This is a genomic window from Bacillus sp. DE0042 (genome assembly GCF_007680225.1).
GTDB classification, from domain to species: domain Bacteria; phylum Bacillota; class Bacilli; order Bacillales; family Bacillaceae_G; genus Bacillus_A; species Bacillus_A wiedmannii.
Map to the genome: position 1 here is coordinate 99,923 of NZ_VEJP01000007.1, position 23,894 is coordinate 123,816.

Consider the following 23,894-nt stretch of genomic DNA (forward strand, 5'->3'; position numbering starts at 1 on the left):
GTTTGAGAGCGTAAAATGTATACAGCTTTTCTATAATTTTTTTCAACATAAAAAGCACACCTATTTTGATGTGCTTATCTCCAACATACTATTCTATTATTTCATCGCTTCCTTCACAACATCTTGAATCATAACAACTTCTGTTTTCATATCAACAGACGGTGCTTCTTCATCAATACATTCATACCAAAACGCTACATGCTTTTTATCAATTTCATGATGAGAATTTTCGACAGGAGTCCCGCCTTCTCCTTGCACAGAATACCAATATAAGTACTCTTCTCCATCTCTTATTTCCCGGAAAATTGTCTCTACATACATCTTTTCGTCGTTTAATGTCAAAAGCACTTCTTTCATATTTCCATTAAGAAGCTGCATCCATTCATCTACACGGTGACTTTTACCTTGTTTCACTTTAAATCTCGTTAACTCCACATTCATTTTTATTCCCCCGTTCTCTTACGTACAAACAATCTATATTCTATTGGATTATGAAAACTTAATTTACTAGCTAATTTTTGCGAAGGAATATTGTCTACATAACAATCCCAGCACGGTATAATATCATTTTGCGCGCAATGTTCAATGAACCGTGTTGCAACAGCTTGGGCTAATCCTTTCCCTTGATATGCTTTATGCGTCACAATATCAATTTCAGCAAACCCATTCCCATTAAATATCGAAACACATTCAGCTACAATCCTCCCATCTTGTTCTATACAAAATCCAAAACCACGATTCAAAAACGTTTCTTTTGATCCCCAATATTCTTTATAATACGCCTCTGTAAATTCATTGCTTCGTTCTATATCACTTTTATCAATACGCTTCACTTCATATGTATTTTTGTTTGCATTTCGTTTTCTCTCTTCAAAGGTTACGCTTTGAAATTTCATTCGCGGGATGTTCCGAAGTACATTACTAAAACGCTCTTCTAACATCATTTCCCACTCGTCACTTGAAGTGAAGAGTGTAAATCTCTTCTCTGTTTTTTCAATAGCCATTTTTAAATACGCAAATAAATCTTCGTTATAATTGTGATCATCCGTATCACCAAATAAATAATAGATACCATTAGCTGTAATAACTAGTCCTGCTGTTAACTTCTCGTTGGCAAAAATCTCACCATCTATCATTTGGTCACATACCGCATAAGCAAACGTCGTCGTTCTTGTAAGACTTTCTAAAATCGGAAGGATTTTTCTATACTCGGCTACAGATAATTTTTTCATAATTGCTCCACTTTAATCGTATCAGCCTCTATATTTTCAAAACAAAGATTTACTGTTCTCTTTAATGCTCTCGTTCTATGAATCGTACATGCCGGAATTAAGATAGAATCATTTGGCTTTAAAACCGCTGTTTCTCCATCTTCAAAATCGATAAGTAATTCTCCCTCTAACACAATAAATAATTCATCCGAGTTAGAATGATAGTGCCAATCATATTCACCAGTAAATACAGCGATTCGTAAGCAATGACTATTTACATTTGAAACGACGAAGTTTTTATGTTGATCTTGAATGTCCTTCGTTAATTCTATTAAATTCACAGTTTCCATCTTTCGTCCCACCCTTTCATTAGTCGTTCTTTTGAAAAACTAATTTAGTCTCCACCACCTCCGCAATCTCCTCCACCATCACTTGAGCTGCTACAATCGTTGCTACTGTAATCACCAAATCCACTTGATGAGCTTGAATAATAAGACGAATTTCTTTTCTTTTTTTGCCTTTTTTCTCCACCATTCTTATTAGTTGATAGTAATGTTCCAAACACTAAAACATGTACTAAAATGGCTACCATTAAAAAAATAATAAGTACAAATACATGTAAAGATAAATTTGAAACTGGTAACTTAATTAAGTTAATAAAAATAATACACATGACAATAAAATACATAACATTCGCCGCATCTATTAAACCACTTTCAATTTTAGACCTAGGTCTCTTTTTCGTAACTACTAACTCATGTTTACTCCTTATTACTCCTCTTTGTTTTTTATGCTTCCTCCGCTTACTTTTTCTTCCCAATCTAATCCCCCCTCCCAAATTTTATATAATTCTAAATTATCACAATCCCTACTTATTAACAGTAATACACAACAATTTTTACAATTTATTACCTTATAAAAAAAGACCCTCCTCATAAAGGAAGGTCTCGAATTTGTCTCTATTATGATAAAGCAGGAGCTTTTTCAAGAAGCTCTTTCGCATCAGCGTATTGTAAGCCGTGAGCTTCTGCAACTGCTTCGAATGTTACGTATCCATCTAATGTGTTAATACCTTTTAGTAATGCAGTGTTGCCTAAGCAAGCATCTTTGTAGCCTTTGTTCGCAATTTGTACTGCATATGGTACTGTTACGTTTGTTAATGCAAGAGTTGATGTACGTGGAACTGCTCCTGGCATATTAGCAACTGCATAATGAACAACGCCATGTTTTTCGTAAGTTGGGTTGTCGTGAGTTGTAATACGGTCAGTTGTTTCGAAAATACCACCTTGGTCAATCGCGATATCTACAACGACAGAACCTGGTTCCATTGATTGAATCATTTCTTCTGTTACAAGTTTTGGCGCTTTTGCACCTGGAATTAATACCGCACCAATAACAAGATCAGACTCTTTTACAGCTTCTGCAATGTTGTATGGATTAGACATTAACGTTTTTACTTGGTTTCCGAAAATGTCATCTAGTTGACGAAGACGTTCTGCGCTTAAGTCGATGATTGTTACATCTGCACCTAAACCTACTGCAATCTTCGCTGCGTTTGTACCAGCTTGACCACCACCGATAATTGTTACTTTGCCGCGTTTTACCCCTGGAACGCCTGCAAGTAAAATACCTTTACCACCTTTGTTCTTCTCAAGGAATTGTGCACCGATTTGTGCAGACATACGACCAGCTACTTCACTCATAGGTGCAAGTAATGGTAAAGAACGATTGTCTAATTGTACTGTTTCGTATGCAATTGATACAACTTTGTTATCAATTAATGCTTTCGTTAATTCTGGTTCTGGAGCTAAGTGTAAGTATGTGAATAAAATTAAACCTTCGCGGAAATAGCCGTATTCACTTGCAACTGGCTCTTTTACCTTCATAACCATATCTTGATTCCATGCTTCTTCAGCAGTTTCAACAAGTTTTGCACCAGCTTGTACGTATTCTTCATCTGTAAAGCCTGATCCTATACCTGCTCCTTTTTCAACAAAAACTTCATGACCATTTTGTACTAAATGTACCGCTCCCGCTGGCGTCATTGCCACACGGTTTTCATTGTTTTTAATTTCTGTTGGAATACCGATACGCATTATTAGTTCCCCCTTGAGTTATGAAATGACCCCTGAATCATTTTTTAAAGCGCTTTCTACGCTCTTATATTTTAACATAATATCTCAATATTTGACAAAAAATAATACAAGTTTTCCGATAGATTTAACCTTACATTAAAGGACAGTATTATCCGCACCTCTCAGCGTAAAGGATAAACTGTCCAATTATTCGAAACTTCACCTTATTTCGCTCTATCGATGTCTATGAATAACATCTACTGCACCAGTTACTTCAATAATTGTACCGGTAATCATATCGGAATCGTCCTCACATAAAAACGAAATCGTCCTTGCGATATCTTCACCTGTTCCAGATCTACCAATTGGTGTGTTACGTTCTTTCAACTGACGTGCTTCTTGAATTGTCGCTTCTTTCATTTCACCAATAATATCACCAGGACATACCATATTTGCAGTAATACCATATTCTGCTTCTTCGTAAGCAACTGTTTTCGTTAATGAAACAAGTCCTACTTTCGCTGCTGCAAAAGCTGAACGATAAATCCATCCCGGTGCGCTATCTGCCCCTTGGAATCCATAATTAATAATACGGCCAAAGTTCTGTTTTCTCATAACCGGAACGACAAGTTTCAACAAATGAAACACCGCTGTTAAATTACCCTGAATCATTTCATTCCATTCGTCTTCTTCATAATCAACTAACTTTTTTCGTTCAAATACATATGGACCAGCATTATTAATTAAAAAGTCAATTTTGCCAAAACGGCTTATCGCTTCTTCTACTATTTTATGTAAATCTTCCTTTTTCGTGACATCCGCTTGCACGAATTGTAGACGCTCTTCCATATTTTTATATGTTTCTTTCATCGTTTCCATAGCAGTTATATCGCTATGATATGTTACTGTTACTGAATACCCTTTAGCCAATAACTTTTCTGTTACTTGCTTTCCTAAACCTTTCGTACCGGCTGTAATGAGCGCGTGTCTCACAAACATGCCTCCTTTTAAATTGCTATACTTCATATGTAACAAGTTCTCGCCCCAATTACAACTAAAATGAATTAAAGCAAAGTTTTCAAAATTCTGTAACGTTTACAGTAAGCACATTACCAAAATTTGTTTTATAATAAAGTTGTAAACGGTAATAAAAATGATTGGGAGGAATTTACTATGAATAATACATATACAAATATTTTAATCGCGGTGGATGGTTCTAAAGAAGCAGAAAGAGCTTTTAAAAAAGCAATTCAAGTCGCAAAACGCAACAATGCAACATTAACAATTGCTCATATCGTTGATGTAAAAGCATACTCAGCAGTAGAAGCTTATAGCCGCGCAATTGCTGAACGTGCAAATCTATTTGCAGAAGACTTATTAGAAGACTACAAAAAAACTGCGCTTGAAGCTGGCCTTGAAAAAATTGAAACTGTATTAGAATTTGGTAATCCTAAATCTAAAATTTCAAAAGAAATCGCTCCAAACCATAAAGTAGATTTAATTATGTGTGGTGCAACTGGTTTAAATGCTGTTGAGCGTTTCCTAATTGGTAGCGTCTCTGAACATATTATTCGCTATGCGAAATGCGATGTCCTTGTTGTTCGTGGTGATGAGGAGCAAGGTGATCTTTAATTCATAAATAAAACACCAAGTCTACATGGGCTTGGTGTTTTTCATTTTACATACTTCACTATAAATACAAGACAAACAACCACTACAACAGCTACTGCCAACACATATGGCGGTAAGAACTTCAAAGACCATAATGCCATCATGATCGTCGCAACCGTTAAGTACGTTTGCTTTGCATCTTCTGTCATTTTTTTACGAAGCAAGAACACATACAAATAACCGATTGGCGGCGTAATGAAGCAAAGAACATATATGATTTTAGATTTTAAATACCATTTTTGTTCTCCGAGTTTCTTTATATCTTCTTCTATTCTCTTATGCTCTTGCTCTCTCGCTTCTTCTACAAGCCGATCTTCCTCTTCTCCTCGCTTTTCTTTCATATAAGGAAGAAAGTGCACGAAAAAATAGTATGCGAATACGAACGCTCCAAATCCAATATTTAATCTTTCCAATGGAATATTCTCACTAAAAAAAGCAGCAGCAATCGCTAAAGAAAAACAGTACGTCATCATCCAAAATGAACGTTTTCTCTTTTTCCGTTCCATTTCTTTTTTATTTTGTACATGCTTTCTTTTCGAAAGCCATATCGAAATACAGCAATCTACTACAAATAGAATAAAGATAAATATCCCAACGTGTACTGTTTCTACATCCTCAAATGAAAAGATATTTGGGAATGCAACATGTAATACAATTAGCGTGTACAAAATTAGCCCTACAAAATAAATACGTCTCATTTTCCATTCCTTTCTTATTTCCTAACTTTAGGTTAACATACATTTTTTAGAAATAGACGGACAAAATATATATGTTAAAAAAGGAGGATGCTACATGAATGATTCTGAACGTATTATTTTAGATGTGAACGGGAAAGAGCTCGAAATGTTACATACAATCCGTACACATTTTAAAGAAAAACATGGTGTGGAACTAAGTAATGGTGCATTACTTAGAGATTTGATGGATATTGAGTATATTCGAATTACGGAAGATCGACATAAGTATGATTAACTTTAAGCTATAAAAATCACAAAAAAGGTACGCTTCTCTCTACTAAGATTTGCGTACCTTCTGCCCTATAAATCCATCAACTTCCTACAAACTCTCCAACTAACGCTTTCGCCTTCTCCAAAGCTTTCTCAATTTGGTCAAACCCTGTCCCACCAGCACTGTTACGACGCTTTACAGCTGCATATGGTGAAAGAACTTCATACAAATCTTCTTCAAATAATGAGCTCATTTCTTTATATGTTGCTAGTGGTACATCTAGTAAATAAATTCCTTTTTGTGTGCAGTGTAGCACTAGCTTCCCAACAATTTCATGAGCTTGTCGGAATGGGAGTCCTTTACTTGCTAAGTAGTCAGCAATTTCTGTTGCGTTTGAGAAATCTTGCGTTACAGCTTGCCCCATCTTTTCTTTATTGACAGTCATCGTCTCTAACATGCCTGCCATAATATGAAGGCATCCTTCTACTGTTTTTACTGTATCAAACATTCCTTCTTTATCTTCTTGCAAGTCTTTATTGTAAGCGAGCGGTAATCCTTTCATGACTGTAAGTAAACTAAATAAATTACCGTACACTCTGCCTGTTTTACCGCGTATTAGTTCCGCCATATCTGGATTTTTCTTTTGCGGCATAATGCTGCTTCCCGTTGCGTATTGATCGCTCATTTCAATAAATTGAAACTCTTGGCTACTCCATAAAATAAGTTCTTCGCAGAAGCGTGATAAGTGCATCATGAGCATAGATGAGTTACTTAGGAACTCCAGTATGAAATCACGATCGCTTACTGCATCTAAACTATTTTCATAGATTCCATTAAATCCAAGAAGCTCCGCACTATATTCTCGGTCAATCGGGAATGTTGTCCCAGCTAATGCTCCTGCTCCTAATGGTGAAATGTTAATGCGCTTTAATGAATCTTCATAACGATTCACATCACGCTCTAACATCCAAAAGTAAGCGAGAATATGATGCGCAAATGAAATTGGCTGCGCACGCTGCAAATGCGTATAGCCAGGCATAATGGTTTCAATATTATTTTCTGCTTGATGAACAAGAACCGTTTGCAATTGTTTTGTAGCTTTAATAATATGTTCTACTTTTTCTTTTAAATATAAATGCATATCAGTCGCTACTTGATCATTACGACTTCGGCCTGTATGAAGTTTCCCTCCTACTTCGCCAATTTGTTCCATTAACATTTTTTCAATGTTTAAGTGAATATCTTCTGCTTCTACTGAGAATTGAAGCTTATTCTCTTTTGCTTCTTTTAATAAATACTGAAGCCCTACCTTTATTTTCTCTGCTTCTTCTTTCGTAACGATGCCTTGCTTTGCTAGCATCGTTACGTGTGCAATACTTCCGTTTATATCTTGATTTACTAATTGTTGATCGAAGGAGATGGATGCTCCAAACTCTTCAACCCACGCTTCCGCTTCTTCTGTAAAACGTCCGCCCCAAAGTTTGCTCACGCTTCCACCTTCTTTTGATTCACTTGGCTGTATACTTTCGTCGGTAAACCGAATAATGAAATGAATCCAACTGCTGCATCATGATTAAATTCGTCCTGAGCAGTATATGTTGCTAATTTTTCGTCATATAAAGAGTACTCAGATTTACGTCCTTCTACAATCGCATGGCCTTTAAATAATTTCACACGCACTGTACCTGTTACATTCTTTTGCGTTTCTTGTAAGAAAGCGTTAAGCGCTTGTTTTAAAGGAGAGAACCATAAACCGTTATAAATAAGTTCTGTTATTTTTTGCTCAATCATCGGTTTAAAATGCGCTACTTCTTTTACGAGTGTTAAATCTTCTAGCTCTTTATGCGCCGTGATTAACGTCATTGCTGCTGGACATTCGTATACTTCACGCGATTTAATACCAACAAGGCGATTTTCTACGTGATCGATACGTCCAACACCATGTTTTCCAGCAAGCGCATTTAACGTTTTAATTAATTCTGAAAGTGAATATGCAGTACCATTTAAAGTAGTCGGTACTCCTGCTTCAAATCCGATTTCTACAAACTCTGGTTTATTCGGTGTATCTTCTAACGCCAATGTCATCTCATATGCATCTTCTGGCGGCGCTGCCCATGGATCTTCTAAAATACCACATTCGTTACTGCGTCCCCATAAGTTTTGATCGATTGAAAACGGGCTATCTAAATTAATCGGAATGGGTACATCGTTTTCTTTTGCATATGCAATTTCTTCTTCACGTGACCATTTCCATTCACGTACAGGCGCAATCACTTCTAAGTAAGGATTTAACGCTTGAATGGAAACTTCAAAACGAACTTGATCATTCCCTTTCCCCGTACATCCATGTGCAACTGCAGTCGCCCCTTCTTGTTCTGCAATTTCTACTAATTTCTTAGCGATAAGTGGACGAGATAATGCAGAAACGAGAGGGTATTTCCCTTCGTATAACGTGTGTGCTTGCATAGCCATCAATGCATATTCATTTGCAAATTCCTCTTGAACATCAATCATATACGATTTAATTGCACCTACTGAAAGTGCCTTTTCTTTTACAAATGCTAAGTCTTTACCTTCCCCTAAGTCTAAACAAAGCGCGATAATATCATAATTCTTCTCTTGTAACCATTTAATTGCAACGGAAGTATCAAGACCTCCGGAATATGCTAATACCACTTTTTTCTTCTCCATTTTGCATCCCCCTAAAGAATAAATATTCATTTTATTTTATAATAATACACACTTTAACACCTTTTATAAAATGTATCAAGAGTCATTTTCAAATTTTTTCAAACAATTTCGTCGAGCTTATTTCTGTTTTCATGTACAATATAAGCAGGAAAACGGAGGTGAACTTATGGAAAAGTATTTCTTATACAATGAACATCTAGGAATTGAAATTCCGCATTTACAAGAAGACTGGGAAAGTATCCCCGAAAAAATGCAGCATGCTATTTTATTAAAATGGGAACAAGTTCGCGGAAAGATTCCTGATCGTATAAAAGAGCTCGAACACTATATTAATGCAAAACAGCATCATTTAAATAACGAAGAAAACTTCGAAATTTCCTGCAAACTTAATTCAGAAATTGCCGATCTCGCTTCCATCATTAATGACCTTTGGCTTTGGTATCGACTCACTCAAAATGTATCTGAGGGGAAAGCACACCAATGAAAAAAGCATGCCCCTCAATTACTTTGGGTCATGCTTTTTTGTCGTAACACGATTTACAATATATTTCTTGTGCTGTTTTCGCCAAACATACATCAAACGGTCCAACTAATATACTTCTTTCCTTTGGCAACTTTACAAAAGCAACGAGCTCTTCTTCATATTGAATCTTTTTCTGACATGAAACGCATACTAATTCTTTTCTTTTAAACATGTCTTTTAGCATATCTTCTCTCTCCCTTTCATCTATCTATACTGATATAATCTCATAACAATTAAGACTTGTAAAAAAATGACACATTCTGAAACAAATTATTCATATACTATGTACAAAAGGAGGTCTCAATTTTATGCGAGCTTTCATTATTATCGCTTTAACTTTTTTAAGTGTGATTAGCTGGGATGCGTTTTTTAAAGATAAAGGTGACCAGAAAGATACAACTGAATAAACGCCATCTTTTTCTTACTTATTGGACAAACTTTTAAACACTGTCCGATTTCACGAAATAACTTAGGCTTTTCTACAAAAATATTTAAACATAACAATTTTTGTAGATTCCCTCCGTTTATTGTCGGTTTCCATCCGCATACATTTTTTGAAAGTATGATATAATAATATAAATCTTGAAGGAAGGGATTTTGATATCATGATCGCTCGAAGGAGCATGTGGCATCGTATTGACGAATCATACACGTAGCGTATTTTTCAGCTCAGATACTTTAGTCTAGCGAAAAAAATACGAGAGTGGGGAAATTATGATTGCCCGAAGGATAATTTGGCAAAAAAAAGACTCTTCTTACACATAGCGTTTTGTTTAGGACTTAATTGTTACTAGCTAAACAAAACAAAGAAGAGCAGGATTGCTAAATGAAGAATCCTACTCCACGTTTTGTTTAGTCGTTTTAAGACTTAAACTAAAACGAAGGTAGGGAGAATTGATGGACGAGAGGATTATTCGTTATTTCTTCAGCGACATATAGCGTAGTTAGTTTTTTTCGTAAACTAACTGAAGCTACATGTGAGCTCGTAGTTAGTTTACAACACAAAAAGGACTACTAACTACGGAAAGAAGGAATAACGATGAGGAACATCCAAAGTCGACAAATTATTAAAGAAATTTTTATGGTTTTAATCGGTTCATTTATTTTAGCAGCAGCGCTATATCACATTCACTTCCAAAACCACTTAACAGAAGGTGGCTTTGTAGGAATTGCACTATTCATCCAAAATTTTTATGATATTTCACCATCTATTTCAACTGTAATTATGGATATCCCAATTATTTTACTATGTGCTTCATTTTTAGGTAGAAAAATGGTTGGCTACTCATTCCTAGGTTCGATTTCATTCGGAGTATTTTATTCTCTTATGGAAAATTATTCTCCATTTACGGTCGATTTATCAAATAATTTATTTATAGCTGCAGTAGTTGGCGGTGCGTTAGCTGGTATTGGACTCGGTTTTATATTGCGATTTGGCGGTGCAACCGGCGGAGACGACATTTTAACAATTGTATTAAGTAAACGAACTCGTTTTACAATTGGGCAAATTTTCTTCGTCTTTGACGCGATTGTTCTTGCGCTTTCATTATATTATTTAAATTGGACAGAAATTGCTTTTACTATTCTTTCGATTGCCGTACAGGCAAAAACATTGGATTTAATTTATTATCCAAAAGCAGAGAAGAAAGCGGAAAAGCAACCAGTATCTATTCCAATGTCCAAAAAGCATGCAACAAATTAAAAAAGCGAAAGGCTTCGGCCTCTCGCTTTTTTTATGTCCTTTTTTCCTTCTCGACTATGTGGCGCACTTGATAAAATCTATTTGCAAATTCAGTAACGCTTCTTGTTAAACGATAGTTCACTGTAGACCCAATTGCCATTCCAATGACTGGAATACCTTGGAATAATTTACGACGAAGAGCATAAATCGAAAATGTTTTCAAAATTTGTTTTAACACAACTTCAGTAGAAGCTGGTTGTAACACCGCTTCGTCTCCTTCGTAGAAGAACGAATCTTCTTGCTCTAGCTCTTGCAGTAAATTGTACCATGCGTATTGCTGAAGCCTTCCTGGTAGTAATGACGCATGAAACACCTTTAACGCAAGCATCATTTCATAAGGCTTGTTCACATCATGTCCAAATGACGTGGCAATAAGTTGGACTGCCTTCACATTTAACGCAATCATAACGGGAAAATCAGCTGTTAATAATAATAAACCTCCAGCACCCGTTGCTCCGCCTTGTACGAATGAATATAGGCGATGTCGTGCTGTTTGCTGCTCTGCTATGTATGTTAATTGATCAATAGATAACGCTTTTAAATCTTCCAGTTGTTCAATCGATTCATCAAATAATCTCGATGTTCCTAAAATACGATTACGCGCGTCTAACTGTGATTGTGAACTTTGAATCAATGCATGCAAATGAAAGAGCCATCCATCTGCTTTCGTAAAGAAATCTTTTCGTTTTTTCTCAGGCAATTTCGCAATTGTAGTATGTACCCATTTATCAAACATTTTTTGAAAATCAGTCGCTTCTTGCTCAACTAATTGCGATTCCCATTCTTTTATATTGTCTAAAATGGCTTGTTCTCGCTTCGATCGCATCGTAACAACCACCTCGTTCGATTTTTTTCTATTGTAACATATTTCTGCTTATTCTTTGCAAATATGCTTGTCTATCTTTATTCACATACCATTTTTTAATGACATAAAATATTAACAAAAAGGATGAGATAAATCACATGAATCTATCCAATATAAAAAAAGAATATAATGCAGTATTCAGCTTAGGACAAAACTGCTGGCCTGCTTGGGCGTTATATCAATTCAAATTATCACCCTTTTTTGGTGTTATCGATTTTATGCTAAGCCCTTCATTAGAAAAAGTGAATGTATTATTACAAAAACGATTTGACCGTTTTCTACAGTTCGAAAACTTATCTTTCATCTCATTTTGGGATGATGGTGCGAAATTAAGACTCCGTGACAACCTATATGAAATCGACTCCTGCCACGACTTTAAAACAGATGTAAACACACCAACTTCTTGGCCTTCTTATACAGAAATTAAGTTAAACTATGAGCATCGAATTAATCGTTTTCTAACTACAATTGAAACGGAAGAATCCACATTGTTTATTCGAACCGGAGGAACATACGAAGAAGCACGTTCCTTGGAACAAATTTTATCCCAAATAGTTAAACATACATTCTCTGTCCTATTACTCATTCCTGCAGATGTACCAACTATCGCCCAAGAAGATTGGGGATTACAAAACATTTGTGTTATAAAATGCCCTATTATGGATGTATACCAGTACAATGAAGCATTTTGGAATGATTTATTTGATGGGATCACGATTAGACCGCAGGCTTAAACACGATACTTTTTATTACACACTGCCTTATAATCATCCTTATACAAAAGAAATAAGGTGTGATTATATATGTATCCACGTGCAAAAGCTTTTGGCATTGCTATACATCACGATCGCCTTCTCGTACAAGAATATCATACAGGCGATGAAACATTTTACCGACCTCTTGGCGGTTCAATTGAACTTGGTGAAAAATCAGCATATACCGTTATTCGTGAATTTAAAGAAGAGCTTCATACGGAAGTGGAAATCACCCATTATTTAGGCTGCTTAGAAAACATCTTTCCTCTTGATGGAGAAATTGGTCATGAAATCATTCAACTATATTCTTTACGCTTATTAGACACATCACTATATGAAATGGAAATACTGAATATACAAGATGAACAAACACTGTCATATGCAAAATGGATTTCCCTCACTGCATTCATTCAAAAAGAGAAAGCACTATATCCAGATGGAATCTTGAAATATATCCAACAGAAAAAAGACGAAACCCTATAGGATCTCGTCTTTTTTTCATATAGTAATATTAACCAATATCTCCAAGACGTAGTACGTCACGAGCGATCATAACTTCTTCGTCAGTTGGAATTACGATAATTTTTACTGGAGAGTGTGGGAAGCTGATGAATGCTTCTTCACCAAATACGTTATTACGTTTTACGTCGAAGTATACGCCCATGTACTCAAGGCCTTCTAATACACGCTCACGAATAATCGCACTGTTTTCACCTACACCGGCTGTAAAGATGATAGCGTCAACGCCTTTCATACGAGCAGTGTAAGAACCGATGTATTTGTGGATACGGCTTACGAATACATCAAGTGCTACTTTCGCACGGTGGTCGCCTTCTTCTTCTTTCGCAATGATGTCACGTAGGTCACTAGAGTAACCAGTAAGACCTAACATACCACTCTTCTTGTTTAATACGTTAACTACTTCTTCTACTGTTTGGCCTGTTTTTTCCATGATGTATGGAATTAACGCAGGGTCAAGGTTACCAGAACGTGTACCCATTGTTACACCAGCAAGTGGAGTGAAGCCCATAGAAGTATCGATAGATTTACCGCCTTCTACTGCTGCGATACTTGCACCGTTACCTAAGTGACAAGAAAGTAAGCTTAAGCTTTCAAGTGGACGACCTAATAATTCAGCCGCACGCTCAGTTACGTATTTATGAGAAGTTCCGTGGAAACCGTATTTACGGATACCGAATTTTTCATAGTACTCATATGGTAAGCTGTATAAGAATGCAGATTCCGGCATTGTTTGGTGGAATGCTGTATCGAATACTGCTACTGCTGGTACGCTTGGTAATACTTCTTGGAATGCTTTAATACCAACAAGGTTTGCTGGGTTATGAAGTGGTGCTAAATCGCTTAACTCTTCGATATCAGCTAATACTTCATCAGTAATTAAAACAGAGTCAGCAAATTTTTCGCCGCCGTGAACAACACGGTGACCGATACCGCCAATCTCATCTAGAGACTTAACGATTCCGTTTTCAGTTAATTTTTTAAGAAGCATATTTACTGCTACTGCATGATCTGGAATATTTGTAATTTCTTTTTGTTTTTCGCCATCTACAGTAATAGTGAAGATACTATCTTCTAAACCGATACGTTCTACTAAACCTTTTGTTAATACTGTTTCACTTGGCATTTCAAATAATTGGAATTTTAAGGAAGAGCTTCCTGCGTTAATCGCGATGATTTTTGACATCTAGTCTTTCGCCCCTTTTTCTCTTGGTAGTTGTGTGGATATGTCCACAAACCGCTCGATTTTATCTGATCAAATTCACTAAATATGAAAACGTTTCATCATTAGTGAATTTTATACTCACGATTTTAATTTAAACATCGTCCGACATATATTTCAAGTGAAAAAATTGTAACACCAAGAAAAAATATATATTACAGATTTCAAAAAAATTCAGTTTAATCTAGTATATATTTAAAAATATGACATATCATATAAAACTGTACTACATGAATTACTCACCCTGTTACATATACCTTGCCTTATTTGTGGGTTGCAAACCAAGTATTTAATTGATCCATAATGTTCTCCATCGCCTTCATGTTGGAGAATTTAGGTAACTCCACTAATAACGCCTGTTTTGGCATTGTTACACTAGGACCTTTCTTTTGGAGAACAAATATACTTTTTGCATTTTTCTCGTTTTTAAACATGGAAACAGGTAGCTGTAATAGCCCTTGAATAAAACATGTTTCTTTAATAAATGCATGTAACTTTGGTGCTTGATCACTTTCAAAAATAAAGTTTGGTACTAGGAAGAATAAGTACCCGCCTTCTTTCGTATGTTTCACACTTTGTTCAATAAATAGGTGATGGGCATACGACATTCCTTCATCTGCTTTTAACTTATATTCACTTGCACCGATTTCATTTGGATAGTAACCAATCGGTAAGTCTGAAATGACTGCATCAACCGGATCGATATAAAGTGGCGCTAGTCCATCTTGATGGAAGAATTCGATTGCATGCTTTTGTAAATTCGCATTTACTAAAGCAAGTTTAATTAGCACTTCATCCACTTCTACACCAAATCCACTCATTGCTAGTCCTTCTTTGGCGCTATTAAATACTGTAGTCATTAAGTTACCTGTTCCAATTGCAGGATCTAAAACAGTAATTTCGTTTTGCCCTTGCATAAATTTATGGAATAAGTAGCTCATGAACATTCCAACTGCATCAGGCGTCATCTCGTGATTCGCTTGTACGCCTTCTTTCATTCCTTTTAAAATGGCTAACTGAAATGCTTTACGAATTTCTTCACCTTTATATGTTTCTTCATTAAACGTACTATATTCACGATTCAGCCTTTCAATTGCTGATTCAGATAATTCCTCTTGTAAAATTGCCCCTTCAAACAAGTTATCACCTGTTTCTACAAGCGCCTCTAAATATGTTACATCTAATTCTTTACGTAAAACTACCGCAGAAGAATCAAAAATAGAAAATAATGTTTCTACTGTCTGACTCACGTACATTCCTCCTTCTCTCTTTTACACATAACTTATATCATACCACAAAGTGTTTTTTTCCAAAAAGAAAAAGCGACCTCCTACAAAGAGCTCCCTTTTAAGTTATATATGATATAACGTTTTTTCTCATATATTGGTACCATTACGCAGCAATATATGAGAAAAAACGACCTCTTTATAAGAGGTCATTTCTTTCACATTATTTTGCCGCTTTAGCTGCTTCTAATGCTGCTTCATAGTTTGGATGGCTTGTACCTTCGCTTACGTATTCTGCGTAAACTACTTTGTCGTTGCTATCTACTACGAATACTGCACGAGCAAGTAAACGAAGCTCTTTCATTACTAAGCCATAAGCTTCACCGAATGAAAGGTCACGGTGGTCAGAAAGTGTTACAACATTTTCTAAACCGTTTGCTGCACACCAGCGTTTTTGAGCGAATGGTAAGTCAGCGCTAATTGTTAATACTTTTGCGTTTTCAATACCTGCTGCATCTTGGTTAAAACGACGTGTTTGTGCATCACACACACCTGTGTCGATTGAAGGTACAACACTAATTAATTTTACTTCGCCTTTGTATGTTTCTAAACTTACTGGAGATAAGTCATTTGCTAATACTTGGAATTTTGGCGCTTGATCGCCAACTTTAACTTCTGTTCCAACTAAAGTCATTGGGTTACCTTTAAAAGTTACGTTTGCCACTTGAAAATCCTCCCTTATTTAAACAAAATATGTACAATGTAAATGATAGTTTGTCCCTATCGATAATGCAAATAAAATCGCTTTATTTACAAAAAAATTAAAGAAGCTAATCCATTGATTAGCTTCTTATTTGTTAAATTTGAAATTCAGGATCGTCTTCTTTTCGTTTATCCATCATTTCCTTCACTTTATCAACAGCTTGTGGCGCTAATTCAATTATTTTATCGATGACGTGTGTTTGCTTATCTAAATGCAACACTTTTACACCGTCTCCATTTATAACAAGAAAAGCAACAGGATTAATAGAAACTCCTCCACCACTTCCCCCGCCAAATGGATGACGGCCTGAATGTTCTACTTTACCAAATTCACTTCCACCAGCGGCGAATCCGAAACTAACTTTCGAAACGGTAAGAATTACACTTCCATCTGCCGCTTTAATCGGATCACCAACAATTGTATTTACATCAGTCATTTGTTTTAAATGCTGCATTGCGGTTGTCATTAAACCTTGAATTGGATGGTCCATTCTATATCCCCCCTATGCTTGAACTGATTTTTCATTCGTACCAGATCTTTGTCTTCTCATAAACGTGAGTAATTTGATACCAGTTTTTATAGCACGAAATATACGAAAAGATGCTGTTAACTCACATCTTGATGCAAATCCTTTCCCTTGAAAAACAGGGGTAATTTCAAATTCTGGTACGTCGACAATATGCATATATTGTCCTACAACTCCAGCAGCCATTCCTTTTGTCCCCCATGCATATCCAGTGACAATTCCAGTGCTAGCTGCGTCGCCTGCTCCAATTTGCGTGTGCCATTTCCACCCATTGATTTTCACTCGTTTGAGAAAATCTTTAACAATAGTATGAACTTCTTGTAGCTTTTTTATCAGCTCCCCCATACTATCAAGTTGCGCCATAATTTTATTATCTAATCCACCGTCTTTTTCAGCTTTTTCGATTTTCTGCCCTGTCTTTTTCTGTTGTTTTTCAATTCTTTCCAATACATCAAACGTATATCGAATCATCCATATTTTCACTTGAAACAAACATTGCTTTTCCATTTCTGAATATAAAAATGTCACTTTAAGCTTTATTTTCGACAATAGTATAAGCAAAATAAAAAGGAGAAGAATTATTATTCCAATCACGAGCCACTTCATACGTATCATCCTTTCACTCCGTACCCATTATCGACAAGTTTATTCATCATTAAACAGAATCCTTTAAGATTGAATATAAAAATTTTTCTAAAAATAAAAAAGGATTTTGACATTTTATATCGAAATATATTATTTGAACATATCGTCAGGGAACGTATTTGGATGATATGTAGCACGAAGAACAGAAAATTTAACTGCAGTGGAGGGATACATAATGGCAGATCGTCGCAATTTATTTTTCTTTTATGGTGATGACAAAGCAACGCTCGTTGAAAGAATGAAACCAATCTATCGTATTTTAGAAGAGAATGGATTCACCATATTAGATCATCCAAAAAATGCAAACGCTATCGTCAGTGTTGGAGATGATGCAACTTTCTTACAAGCCGTTCGTAAAACTGGTTTTAGAGAAGATTGCTTATACGCAGGGATTTCTACGAAAGATGAAATTTCGTTCTACTGCGATTTCCATATTGATCACGTTGATACAGCCCTTCAAGAAATTACAAAAAATGAAATTGAAGTGCGAAAATACCCAACAATTCAGGTAGATGTAGATCACGGTACATCTTTCCATTGTTTAAATGAGTTCTCATTACGTTCTAGCATTATTAAAACATTCGTAGTAGATGTTCACGTTGATGATCTATATTTCGAAACATTTAGAGGGGACGGTTTAGTTGTTTCTACCCCAACAGGAAGTACAGCTTACAATAAATCGTTACATGGCGCGGTTGTTGATCCGCTCATCCCATGCTTCCAAGTAAGCGAACTAGCATCATTAAATAACAACACATACCGTACGCTCGGTTCACCTTTCATTTTAAATCACAAGCGTACATTAACTTTAAAACTAAAACCAAACGGTAACGATTATCCTGTTATCGGTTTGGATAATGAAGCGCTTAGCATTAAACAAGTGGAAAAAGCTGTTGTACGCTTAAGCGATAAACAAATTAAAACAGTTAAATTAAAAAACAATTCCTTCTGGGAAAAAGTACAGAGAACGTTTTTATAGCATTAAAATAACCGCTGAATTATGGGATTCCATAATTCGGCGGTTATTTATTTCTCTCGCTACCGGCCACTCTTCGTGTCATTTTTTGTCGGTAAGTCGATATATTTTCACGCGTCTTTCCTATACACAATCTTCCCATCAATTACGGTCATTTCTGCTTGCACTTCTTTTATTTCTTCTGCCTCTATTCCAAATATGTTTCGATCTACTATCGTAAAGTCTGCCTCATATCCTTTTGCGATTTTTCCTCGCTTCGCTTCTTTTCCGATTGCATAGGCACTTCCTGTTGTAAATAAAGAGATAGCTTCATATACCGTTAATCTTTCCTCTGGCATATAGCATACACCGTCAATAAAACTTCTGCGTGTAACAGCACTATATATGCCTAAAAATGGATTCACTTGTTCAATTGGCGCGTCAGATCCACCGTTGCAGTGTAATCCCGCTTCCAGTAACGTCTTCCAAGCGTACGCATAACGAAGACGTTGCTCGCCTAGTTTTTCAATGACTGATGGGAAATCCGATGAAACAAAGACTGGCTGTATATCAATAATGGCTTGCAAGTTTTTCATTCTCTCAATTATCTCTTCACGAGCGAGCTGGCAATGAATAATGCGATCACGCAATCCTTCTGCAGGTGGATATAATTCCAGTGCATCAATGACATATTCAAGCGATAAATCACCTATTGTATGAATCGCAACTGGCATATGTAAATCCCGTGCTTTTTTCACTAACTCCGCAAGCTCTTCACGCGAGAAGATTGCAACTCCATTTGTTTCCTGCGCATCTTCATACGGCTCACTTAATAAAGCTGTTCTTCCGCCAAAAGAGCCATCAGAAAAAATTTTCATCGCCCCAAATTCAATATAATGTTCATTTTCATATTCTTTTCGTTCATATGCTACTTCATGATGAACGAGCAAATGTGCTTTAAATGGCATTTCTTTTATAACATGAGAAAAAGCATTGTGCGTTTTTCTAAAACCACCGTAATAATTTAAATCTTCCGTATGCCCGCCAACAAGTCCATATTGCCAACAATCTTTAATTGCTGTTTGCAGGGCTCTTTGTAAATAAGCTTCATCAATTTCTGGCTGCACATGTTTAATTAATTCTTGTCCTTGTTCATATAAAAGGCCTGTTAACATATTTGATGAATCCCGGCCGATTTTCCCGCCTTTCGGGTCTTGCGTCATTTCTGTTATGTTCGCCTCTTGCAATATGTATGAATTCACCCATGTAACGTGGCGACAAACGCGCTTTAATAAAATGGGGTGTTCTTTAGAGATTTCATCTAGATCACGTACGTGAACTTGTTTTGTATCTGTAAAATTATTTTCATTCCAGCCTTCTCCAATAATCCAAGAACCTTTTGGCGCTTCTTCTACTCGCTTCTGAACAAGAGTCAACAATTCGCTATAAGACGTACAATTTGACAGATCTAATCGAAGTAATCTCTCCCCATGACCAATCAGATGCATATGACTATCAACGAGACCTGGAATCATCGTTTTGCCTTCTAAATCGTGAAATTTAACGGTAGCATATCGGTCTTCTAACTCTTCTTTACTCCCGACATCAACAATCATGCCCTTTTCAACATAAACAGCGTCTACTTTTTCATTCTCTTCTCGCATCGTGTAAATGGTGCCGCCATACCAAATTTCTCCCATATATCCCATCTCCTTTGTATTTATTGTATAAAAAAAAGCACCATTTCAAAACATGGTGCTTTTCCAAAAATTAATTTTGTTCAGTAGGGTTCGTTGTGATTTGCCATTCAATGCTAAATTTATCTTTTAGTTGTCCGTATGCTGGGCTCCAAAACGTTTCTTGAAGTGGCATAATAACTTCTCCACCCTCTTGTAACTTTTCGAATACTTCTTTCGCTTTTTCTGCATTACTAATTTGAATTGCAATTGTTACTTGAGATCCGATTGCATGCCCTTGACCTGGGAATGTATCAGAAATCATAAGGTCCGTATTACCAACTTTTAAAGTAGCATGTAAAACGCGCTCTTTTGCTTCAGCTGGAATCGGATATTCTGGATTTTCAGGCATGTCACCAAAAGTTTGCATGACTTCTACTTTTGCATCTAACGCTTCTTTATAAAACTGTACAGCTTCTTGCCCACTACCATCTAAAACTAAGTACGGATTAATACCTAAAATCATACGGACACCTCTTTTTTAAGTTTATAAAATCGAACTTGTGTTCGTTTTTATATTATCATTGTTTACCATTTCATTCAACTATTTCCTTCACTGTTTTCAAAATTATTTTGACGGAATCTCCATCTCTTGTTTTCTAAGTTCAATACGGCGAATTTTTCCGGAAATCGTTTTTGGTAGTTCATCTACAAATTCAATTTTGCGAGGGTATTTATATGGTGCAGTGAGTTCTTTGACGTGTTGTTGGAGTACTGGAATTAATATTTCTTCGTTCTTGTCTAAATTCTCTCTTAATACGATAAATGCCTTCACGACACTTCCGCGAATTTCATCAGGGCTTGCGACAACCGCACACTCTCTTACATAAGGATGTTTTACGAGTGCATCTTCTACTTCAAACGGCCCAATTGTATAACCAGAGCTAATAATAATATCATCACCGCGCCCTTCAAACCAGAAATAGCCTTCTTCATCTTTCTTCGCTTTATCACCGGTAATATAATAATCACCGTGGAATTGCATCGCTGTGCGCTCATCGTCTTTATAATATTGTTTAAAGAGGGCTGGTGTTTCAATGTGAACTGCAATATCACCAACTTCTCCTACCTTTACCGGAATACCTTCCTCATCTACAATATCAACGTGGTTGCCTGGCGTTGGTTTTCCCATTGATCCTGGTCTAATATCCATTCCTTTCATCACACCAACAAGTAATGTGTTTTCCGTTTGCCCATAGCCGTCTCTTACCGTAATATTAAAGTGCTTTTGGAACGTTTCAATGACTTCTCTATTTAATGGCTCACCTGCGGATACGGCGCTATGTAACGCTTCTAAATTGTACTCACTTAAGTCTTCTACTTTTGCCATTAATCTATACTCTGTCGGCGTACAACAAAGCACATTCACCTTATTATCACCTAATAAGTTTAAATACGTTTTTGGTTCAAACTTACCGTGGTATACAAATCCTGTTGCACCTGAACCGAGAGTTGCTACAAACGGGCTCCAAATCCACTTTTGCCAACCTGGACTAGCCGTCGCCCATACAACATCATTCTCTTCAATCCCGAGCCAGTTTGGAGCGCTCGTACGTAAATGAGCGTATGCCCATGCATGCGTATGAACAACACCTTTTGGATTTCCTGTCGTCCCTGACGTGTAAGATAAAAAGACCATATCTTCTTTATCTGTCTTTGCCATTTCTAACAGGTCACTTTCTGTTTCTAACGCTGTTTTTAAATTAATCCATCCATCTACTGACTGCTCGCTCAGAACGAATTTTTGAAGAGATTCCATCGCTTCTATATCATCAAACTGCCCAATGTACGGCTCATAACTTACGATTGCTTTTACTTCCCCGTGCCCAATGCGATATTCGATATCCTTCTTACGTAACATTTCCGAACTCGGAATTACGACAAATCCTGCTTTAATCGCAGCGATATACGTCATGTACGCTTCAATTAAACGTGGCATCATAATGAGGAGCTTGTCCCCTTTTTGCAGACCACTCTTTATAAAAGCGTTTCCAATTTTGTTCGCACCTTTCATTAACTCAGCGTATGTAACTTCTCGTCTATTCCCTTTATCATCTTGCCAAATTAAAGCAAGCTTCTCTTTATCACTTGTATATTTCTCTATTTCAGAAACTAAATTATAAGACGCTGGCGCCAACAATTCTTCTCTCTTCATACAATATCCTCCTCCATTTCTATGCCTCTCTTATATAATAAAGAATTTTCAGTTAATTTTGAACCCTCTTCTTTTGACAAATTTTTTATATCTATGTCGAAATGAATGTATAACGGTGCAAACAACAAAAAGAAAGAGCGGGAGAACCCGCTCTTTCTAAGCCATCATATATGGGATTATTTTTGGAAACCGCCTAATTGTTGCTCAGCTAGTGAAACTAGACGTTTAGTGATTTCGCCACCAACAGAACCGTTAGCGCGAGATGTTGCATCAGCTCCAAGTTGAACACCAAACTCTTGAGCGATTTCGTATTTCATTTGATCTAATGCTGCTTGAGCACCAGATACTGCTAATTTATTGTTGCTTGCCATGTTGTATCACCTCCTTGTGAGTATAGAGTGTGATAAACAACATGACTTCATACATGTTTTAGATATGGTAATTTATGGTTTTAGAAAAGTTCTTCGAATTTTTCTTCTTCCGCCACTACTTCTACCGTTTGTAATACCATTGTTTCTTTGTTCGCTACAGCTTCATCGATTAATGGTGTGAAATCGTATTTCGCTTCAAAACGATTCGCTTTTTCACGCTTCGGCTTCGTCGCTGGGCTTGCTGGTGTGAATACTGTACAGCAATCTTCGTACGGACGAATTGAAATATCATATGTGCCGATTTCTTCAGCAATTTTAATAATTTCTAATTTATCCATCGTAATAAGTGGACGAATAACCGGATAGTTTGTTACTTCGTTAATTGTATGCATACTATCTAACGTTTGGCTTGCTACTTGTCCAAGACTTTCACCAGTCGTGATTGCAAGTGCATTACGTTCCTCTGCAATACGCTCTGTAATACGCATCATCATACGGCGCATAACTGTCATTGAATAGCTAGATGGAATTTCTTTATTAATCGTTTTTTGCACTTCTGTAAATGGAACAAGGTGAAGCGTTACACGTTTACAGTACTTCGTTAACTCTTGTGCTAAATCGATTACTTTTTGTTTTGCACGCTCGCTTGTGAAAGGTGGGCTATGGAAATGAACTGCTTCCACAGACACGCCGCGTTTCATCGTTAAGTACGTTGCTACTGGGCTATCGATACCACCAGAAAGAAGTACCATTACTTTTCCGCCAACGCCAACTGGTAAACCACCAGCTCCCATATGCTCACCACACATAATATAGCTGTAACCACTGCGAATTTCTATACGTACATTCACATCTGGATTATGAACATCTACTGTGATATCCTCTGTATTTTCTAAAATGTGCCCACCGATTTCTGGAAGTAACTCCATCGTCTTCATTGGGAAGCGCTTATCAGAACGGTGCACTGTAATTTTAAATGTTTTCACATCACCTTTTACTTGTAAGAAAGCTGCTAATGCACCCTTTTTAATATCTTCTAATTCTGATGGTACTTTCATCGCTAAGTTAAACTTATGAATACCAAATACATCTTTCAATCTTTCAGAAATTGCTTCATGGTCTTCGCCATTTAATTGGATGTACATACGATCATGTGTTGCATCGATTTTAATATTTGGGAACTTTTTCAGTTTGAACTTTACGTTATCTTTTAATGTGCTTACAAATTTAGAGCGGTTCTTACCTTTAGTCGTCATCTCTCCATAACGAACTAAAATATATTCATATGTCATCATA

General features: G+C 36.5%; 28 protein-coding genes. 7 read left to right on the forward strand and 21 right to left on the reverse strand.

What is annotated here, in order from left to right:
- Positions 1–96: 96 nt before the first annotated feature.
- The 6 genes from FS802_RS23010 to FS802_RS23035 all read right to left on the reverse strand — a co-directional run bounded on the left by FS802_RS23010 (position 97) and on the right by FS802_RS23035 (position 4,312).
- Entirely contained in the window at positions 97–441 is a 345-nt protein-coding gene (locus FS802_RS23010) for a DUF6176 family protein (RefSeq protein WP_048544394.1), read from the reverse strand.
- Positions 442–443: 2 nt separating this feature from the next.
- Positions 444–1,232: a GNAT family N-acetyltransferase gene (locus FS802_RS23015; protein ID WP_098654467.1), complete on the reverse strand. Its 789-nt coding sequence runs from the start codon at positions 1,230–1,232 to the stop codon at positions 444–446.
- Positions 1,229–1,561 carry a cupin domain-containing protein gene (locus FS802_RS23020; RefSeq protein WP_000450941.1) on the reverse strand — a complete coding sequence of 111 codons (333 nt, stop codon included), beginning with the start codon at positions 1,559–1,561 and terminating at the stop codon, positions 1,229–1,231. The genes FS802_RS23015 and FS802_RS23020 overlap by 4 nt, the downstream gene beginning before the upstream one ends.
- Before the next feature lie 44 nt (positions 1,562–1,605).
- Positions 1,606–2,031, reverse strand: a complete 426-nt coding sequence (locus tag FS802_RS23025; RefSeq protein ID WP_016135447.1) for a hypothetical protein — start codon at positions 2,029–2,031, stop codon at positions 1,606–1,608.
- A gap of 142 nt (positions 2,032–2,173) precedes the next feature.
- Positions 2,174–3,307, reverse strand: coding sequence for an alanine dehydrogenase (gene ald, locus FS802_RS23030; protein WP_098573354.1), 1,134 nt, complete (start codon positions 3,305–3,307; stop codon positions 2,174–2,176).
- 213 nt (positions 3,308–3,520) lie between these two features.
- A complete protein-coding gene (locus FS802_RS23035; RefSeq protein ID WP_098200108.1) occupies positions 3,521–4,312 on the reverse strand; it encodes an SDR family oxidoreductase in 792 nt (263 codons plus the stop codon).
- Between the two features lie 147 nt (positions 4,313–4,459).
- On the opposite strand from FS802_RS23035, the gene FS802_RS23040 reads away from it, so the two are divergent.
- Complete coding sequence (locus tag FS802_RS23040) at positions 4,460–4,918, forward strand: universal stress protein (RefSeq protein ID WP_001066680.1); 459 nt, start codon at positions 4,460–4,462, stop codon at positions 4,916–4,918.
- A 41-nt stretch (positions 4,919–4,959) separates the two neighbouring features.
- Here the strand turns inward: FS802_RS23040 and FS802_RS23045 are convergent, their stop codons facing one another.
- Positions 4,960–5,655, reverse strand: a complete 696-nt coding sequence (locus tag FS802_RS23045; RefSeq protein ID WP_098720317.1) for a hypothetical protein — start codon at positions 5,653–5,655, stop codon at positions 4,960–4,962.
- 94 nt (positions 5,656–5,749) lie between these two features.
- Between FS802_RS23045 and FS802_RS23050 the strand changes: the two genes are divergently transcribed.
- A complete protein-coding gene (locus tag FS802_RS23050; protein ID WP_064474588.1) occupies positions 5,750–5,929 on the forward strand; it encodes a hypothetical protein in 180 nt (59 codons plus the stop codon).
- Between the two features lie 76 nt (positions 5,930–6,005).
- Here the strand turns inward: FS802_RS23050 and argH are convergent, their stop codons facing one another.
- Both argH and FS802_RS23060 read right to left on the reverse strand, forming a co-directional pair.
- Positions 6,006–7,394 carry an argininosuccinate lyase gene (gene argH / locus FS802_RS23055; RefSeq protein ID WP_098654465.1) on the reverse strand — a complete coding sequence of 463 codons (1,389 nt, stop codon included), beginning with the start codon at positions 7,392–7,394 and terminating at the stop codon, positions 6,006–6,008.
- Positions 7,391–8,596, reverse strand: a complete 1,206-nt coding sequence (locus FS802_RS23060; protein WP_000412318.1) for an argininosuccinate synthase — start codon at positions 8,594–8,596, stop codon at positions 7,391–7,393. The genes argH and FS802_RS23060 overlap by 4 nt, the downstream gene beginning before the upstream one ends.
- A 166-nt stretch (positions 8,597–8,762) precedes the next feature.
- Here FS802_RS23060 and FS802_RS23065 point away from each other — a divergent pair, with 166 nt between their 5' ends.
- On the forward strand, positions 8,763–9,080 hold the full coding sequence (locus FS802_RS23065) for a hypothetical protein (RefSeq protein ID WP_000417223.1): 318 nt from the start codon (positions 8,763–8,765) through the stop codon (positions 9,078–9,080).
- A 28-nt stretch (positions 9,081–9,108) separates the two neighbouring features.
- On the opposite strand, the gene FS802_RS23070 is transcribed toward FS802_RS23065, so the two are convergent.
- Positions 9,109–9,303, reverse strand: a complete 195-nt coding sequence (locus FS802_RS23070) for a hypothetical protein (RefSeq protein WP_000910293.1) — start codon at positions 9,301–9,303, stop codon at positions 9,109–9,111.
- A gap of 855 nt (positions 9,304–10,158) precedes the next feature.
- On the opposite strand from FS802_RS23070, the gene FS802_RS23080 reads away from it, so the two are divergent.
- Positions 10,159–10,821, forward strand: a complete 663-nt coding sequence (locus FS802_RS23080; RefSeq protein WP_001244511.1) for a YitT family protein — start codon at positions 10,159–10,161, stop codon at positions 10,819–10,821.
- Between the two features lie 31 nt (positions 10,822–10,852).
- On the opposite strand, the gene FS802_RS23085 is transcribed toward FS802_RS23080, so the two are convergent.
- Complete coding sequence (locus tag FS802_RS23085; protein ID WP_088059863.1) at positions 10,853–11,686, reverse strand: EcsC family protein; 834 nt, start codon at positions 11,684–11,686, stop codon at positions 10,853–10,855.
- Positions 11,687–11,823: 137 nt separating this feature from the next.
- Here FS802_RS23085 and FS802_RS23090 point away from each other — a divergent pair, with 137 nt between their 5' ends.
- Both FS802_RS23090 and FS802_RS23095 read left to right on the forward strand, forming a co-directional pair.
- Positions 11,824–12,459 carry a DUF1796 family putative cysteine peptidase gene (locus tag FS802_RS23090; RefSeq protein ID WP_097860443.1) on the forward strand — a complete coding sequence of 212 codons (636 nt, stop codon included), beginning with the start codon at positions 11,824–11,826 and terminating at the stop codon, positions 12,457–12,459.
- Between the two features lie 69 nt (positions 12,460–12,528).
- The gene (locus tag FS802_RS23095) at positions 12,529–12,963 is read left to right on the forward strand and encodes an NUDIX hydrolase (protein WP_000283464.1); all 435 of its coding nucleotides are present in this window, start codon (positions 12,529–12,531) and stop codon (positions 12,961–12,963) included.
- Between the two features lie 28 nt (positions 12,964–12,991).
- On the opposite strand, the gene ackA is transcribed toward FS802_RS23095, so the two are convergent.
- The 5 genes from ackA to FS802_RS23120 all read right to left on the reverse strand — a co-directional run bounded on the left by ackA (position 12,992) and on the right by FS802_RS23120 (position 17,351).
- Positions 12,992–14,185, reverse strand: coding sequence for an acetate kinase (ackA, locus tag FS802_RS23100; RefSeq protein ID WP_098654464.1), 1,194 nt, complete (start codon positions 14,183–14,185; stop codon positions 12,992–12,994).
- Between the two features lie 299 nt (positions 14,186–14,484).
- Positions 14,485–15,471 carry a class I SAM-dependent methyltransferase gene (locus tag FS802_RS23105; protein ID WP_000084361.1) on the reverse strand — a complete coding sequence of 329 codons (987 nt, stop codon included), beginning with the start codon at positions 15,469–15,471 and terminating at the stop codon, positions 14,485–14,487.
- Positions 15,472–15,670: 199 nt separating this feature from the next.
- Complete coding sequence (gene tpx / locus FS802_RS23110) at positions 15,671–16,171, reverse strand: thiol peroxidase (protein ID WP_000024522.1); 501 nt, start codon at positions 16,169–16,171, stop codon at positions 15,671–15,673.
- Between the two features lie 133 nt (positions 16,172–16,304).
- Entirely contained in the window at positions 16,305–16,700 is a 396-nt protein-coding gene (ytfJ, locus tag FS802_RS23115; protein ID WP_000350003.1) for a GerW family sporulation protein, read from the reverse strand.
- Between the two features lie 12 nt (positions 16,701–16,712).
- Positions 16,713–17,351: a DUF2953 domain-containing protein gene (locus FS802_RS23120; RefSeq protein ID WP_002096283.1), complete on the reverse strand. Its 639-nt coding sequence runs from the start codon at positions 17,349–17,351 to the stop codon at positions 16,713–16,715.
- Positions 17,352–17,556: 205 nt separating this feature from the next.
- On the opposite strand from FS802_RS23120, the gene FS802_RS23125 reads away from it, so the two are divergent.
- Positions 17,557–18,360: an NAD kinase gene (locus FS802_RS23125; protein ID WP_000785190.1), complete on the forward strand. Its 804-nt coding sequence runs from the start codon at positions 17,557–17,559 to the stop codon at positions 18,358–18,360.
- A gap of 107 nt (positions 18,361–18,467) precedes the next feature.
- On the opposite strand, the gene FS802_RS23130 is transcribed toward FS802_RS23125, so the two are convergent.
- The 5 genes from FS802_RS23130 to thiI all read right to left on the reverse strand — a co-directional run bounded on the left by FS802_RS23130 (position 18,468) and on the right by thiI (position 23,893).
- A complete protein-coding gene (locus FS802_RS23130) occupies positions 18,468–20,036 on the reverse strand; it encodes an amidohydrolase (protein ID WP_098654463.1) in 1,569 nt (522 codons plus the stop codon).
- 70 nt (positions 20,037–20,106) lie between these two features.
- The gene (locus FS802_RS23135; protein ID WP_000600353.1) at positions 20,107–20,538 is read right to left on the reverse strand and encodes a VOC family protein; all 432 of its coding nucleotides are present in this window, start codon (positions 20,536–20,538) and stop codon (positions 20,107–20,109) included.
- A gap of 102 nt (positions 20,539–20,640) precedes the next feature.
- Positions 20,641–22,227: an acyl-CoA synthetase MbcS gene (gene mbcS / locus FS802_RS23140; protein ID WP_098720314.1), complete on the reverse strand. Its 1,587-nt coding sequence runs from the start codon at positions 22,225–22,227 to the stop codon at positions 20,641–20,643.
- A gap of 176 nt (positions 22,228–22,403) precedes the next feature.
- Positions 22,404–22,598 carry an alpha/beta-type small acid-soluble spore protein gene (locus FS802_RS23145; RefSeq protein WP_000157912.1) on the reverse strand — a complete coding sequence of 65 codons (195 nt, stop codon included), beginning with the start codon at positions 22,596–22,598 and terminating at the stop codon, positions 22,404–22,406.
- Between the two features lie 80 nt (positions 22,599–22,678).
- A complete protein-coding gene (thiI, locus tag FS802_RS23150; protein ID WP_000989277.1) occupies positions 22,679–23,893 on the reverse strand; it encodes a tRNA uracil 4-sulfurtransferase ThiI in 1,215 nt (404 codons plus the stop codon).
- Position 23,894: the final 1 nt, after the last annotated feature.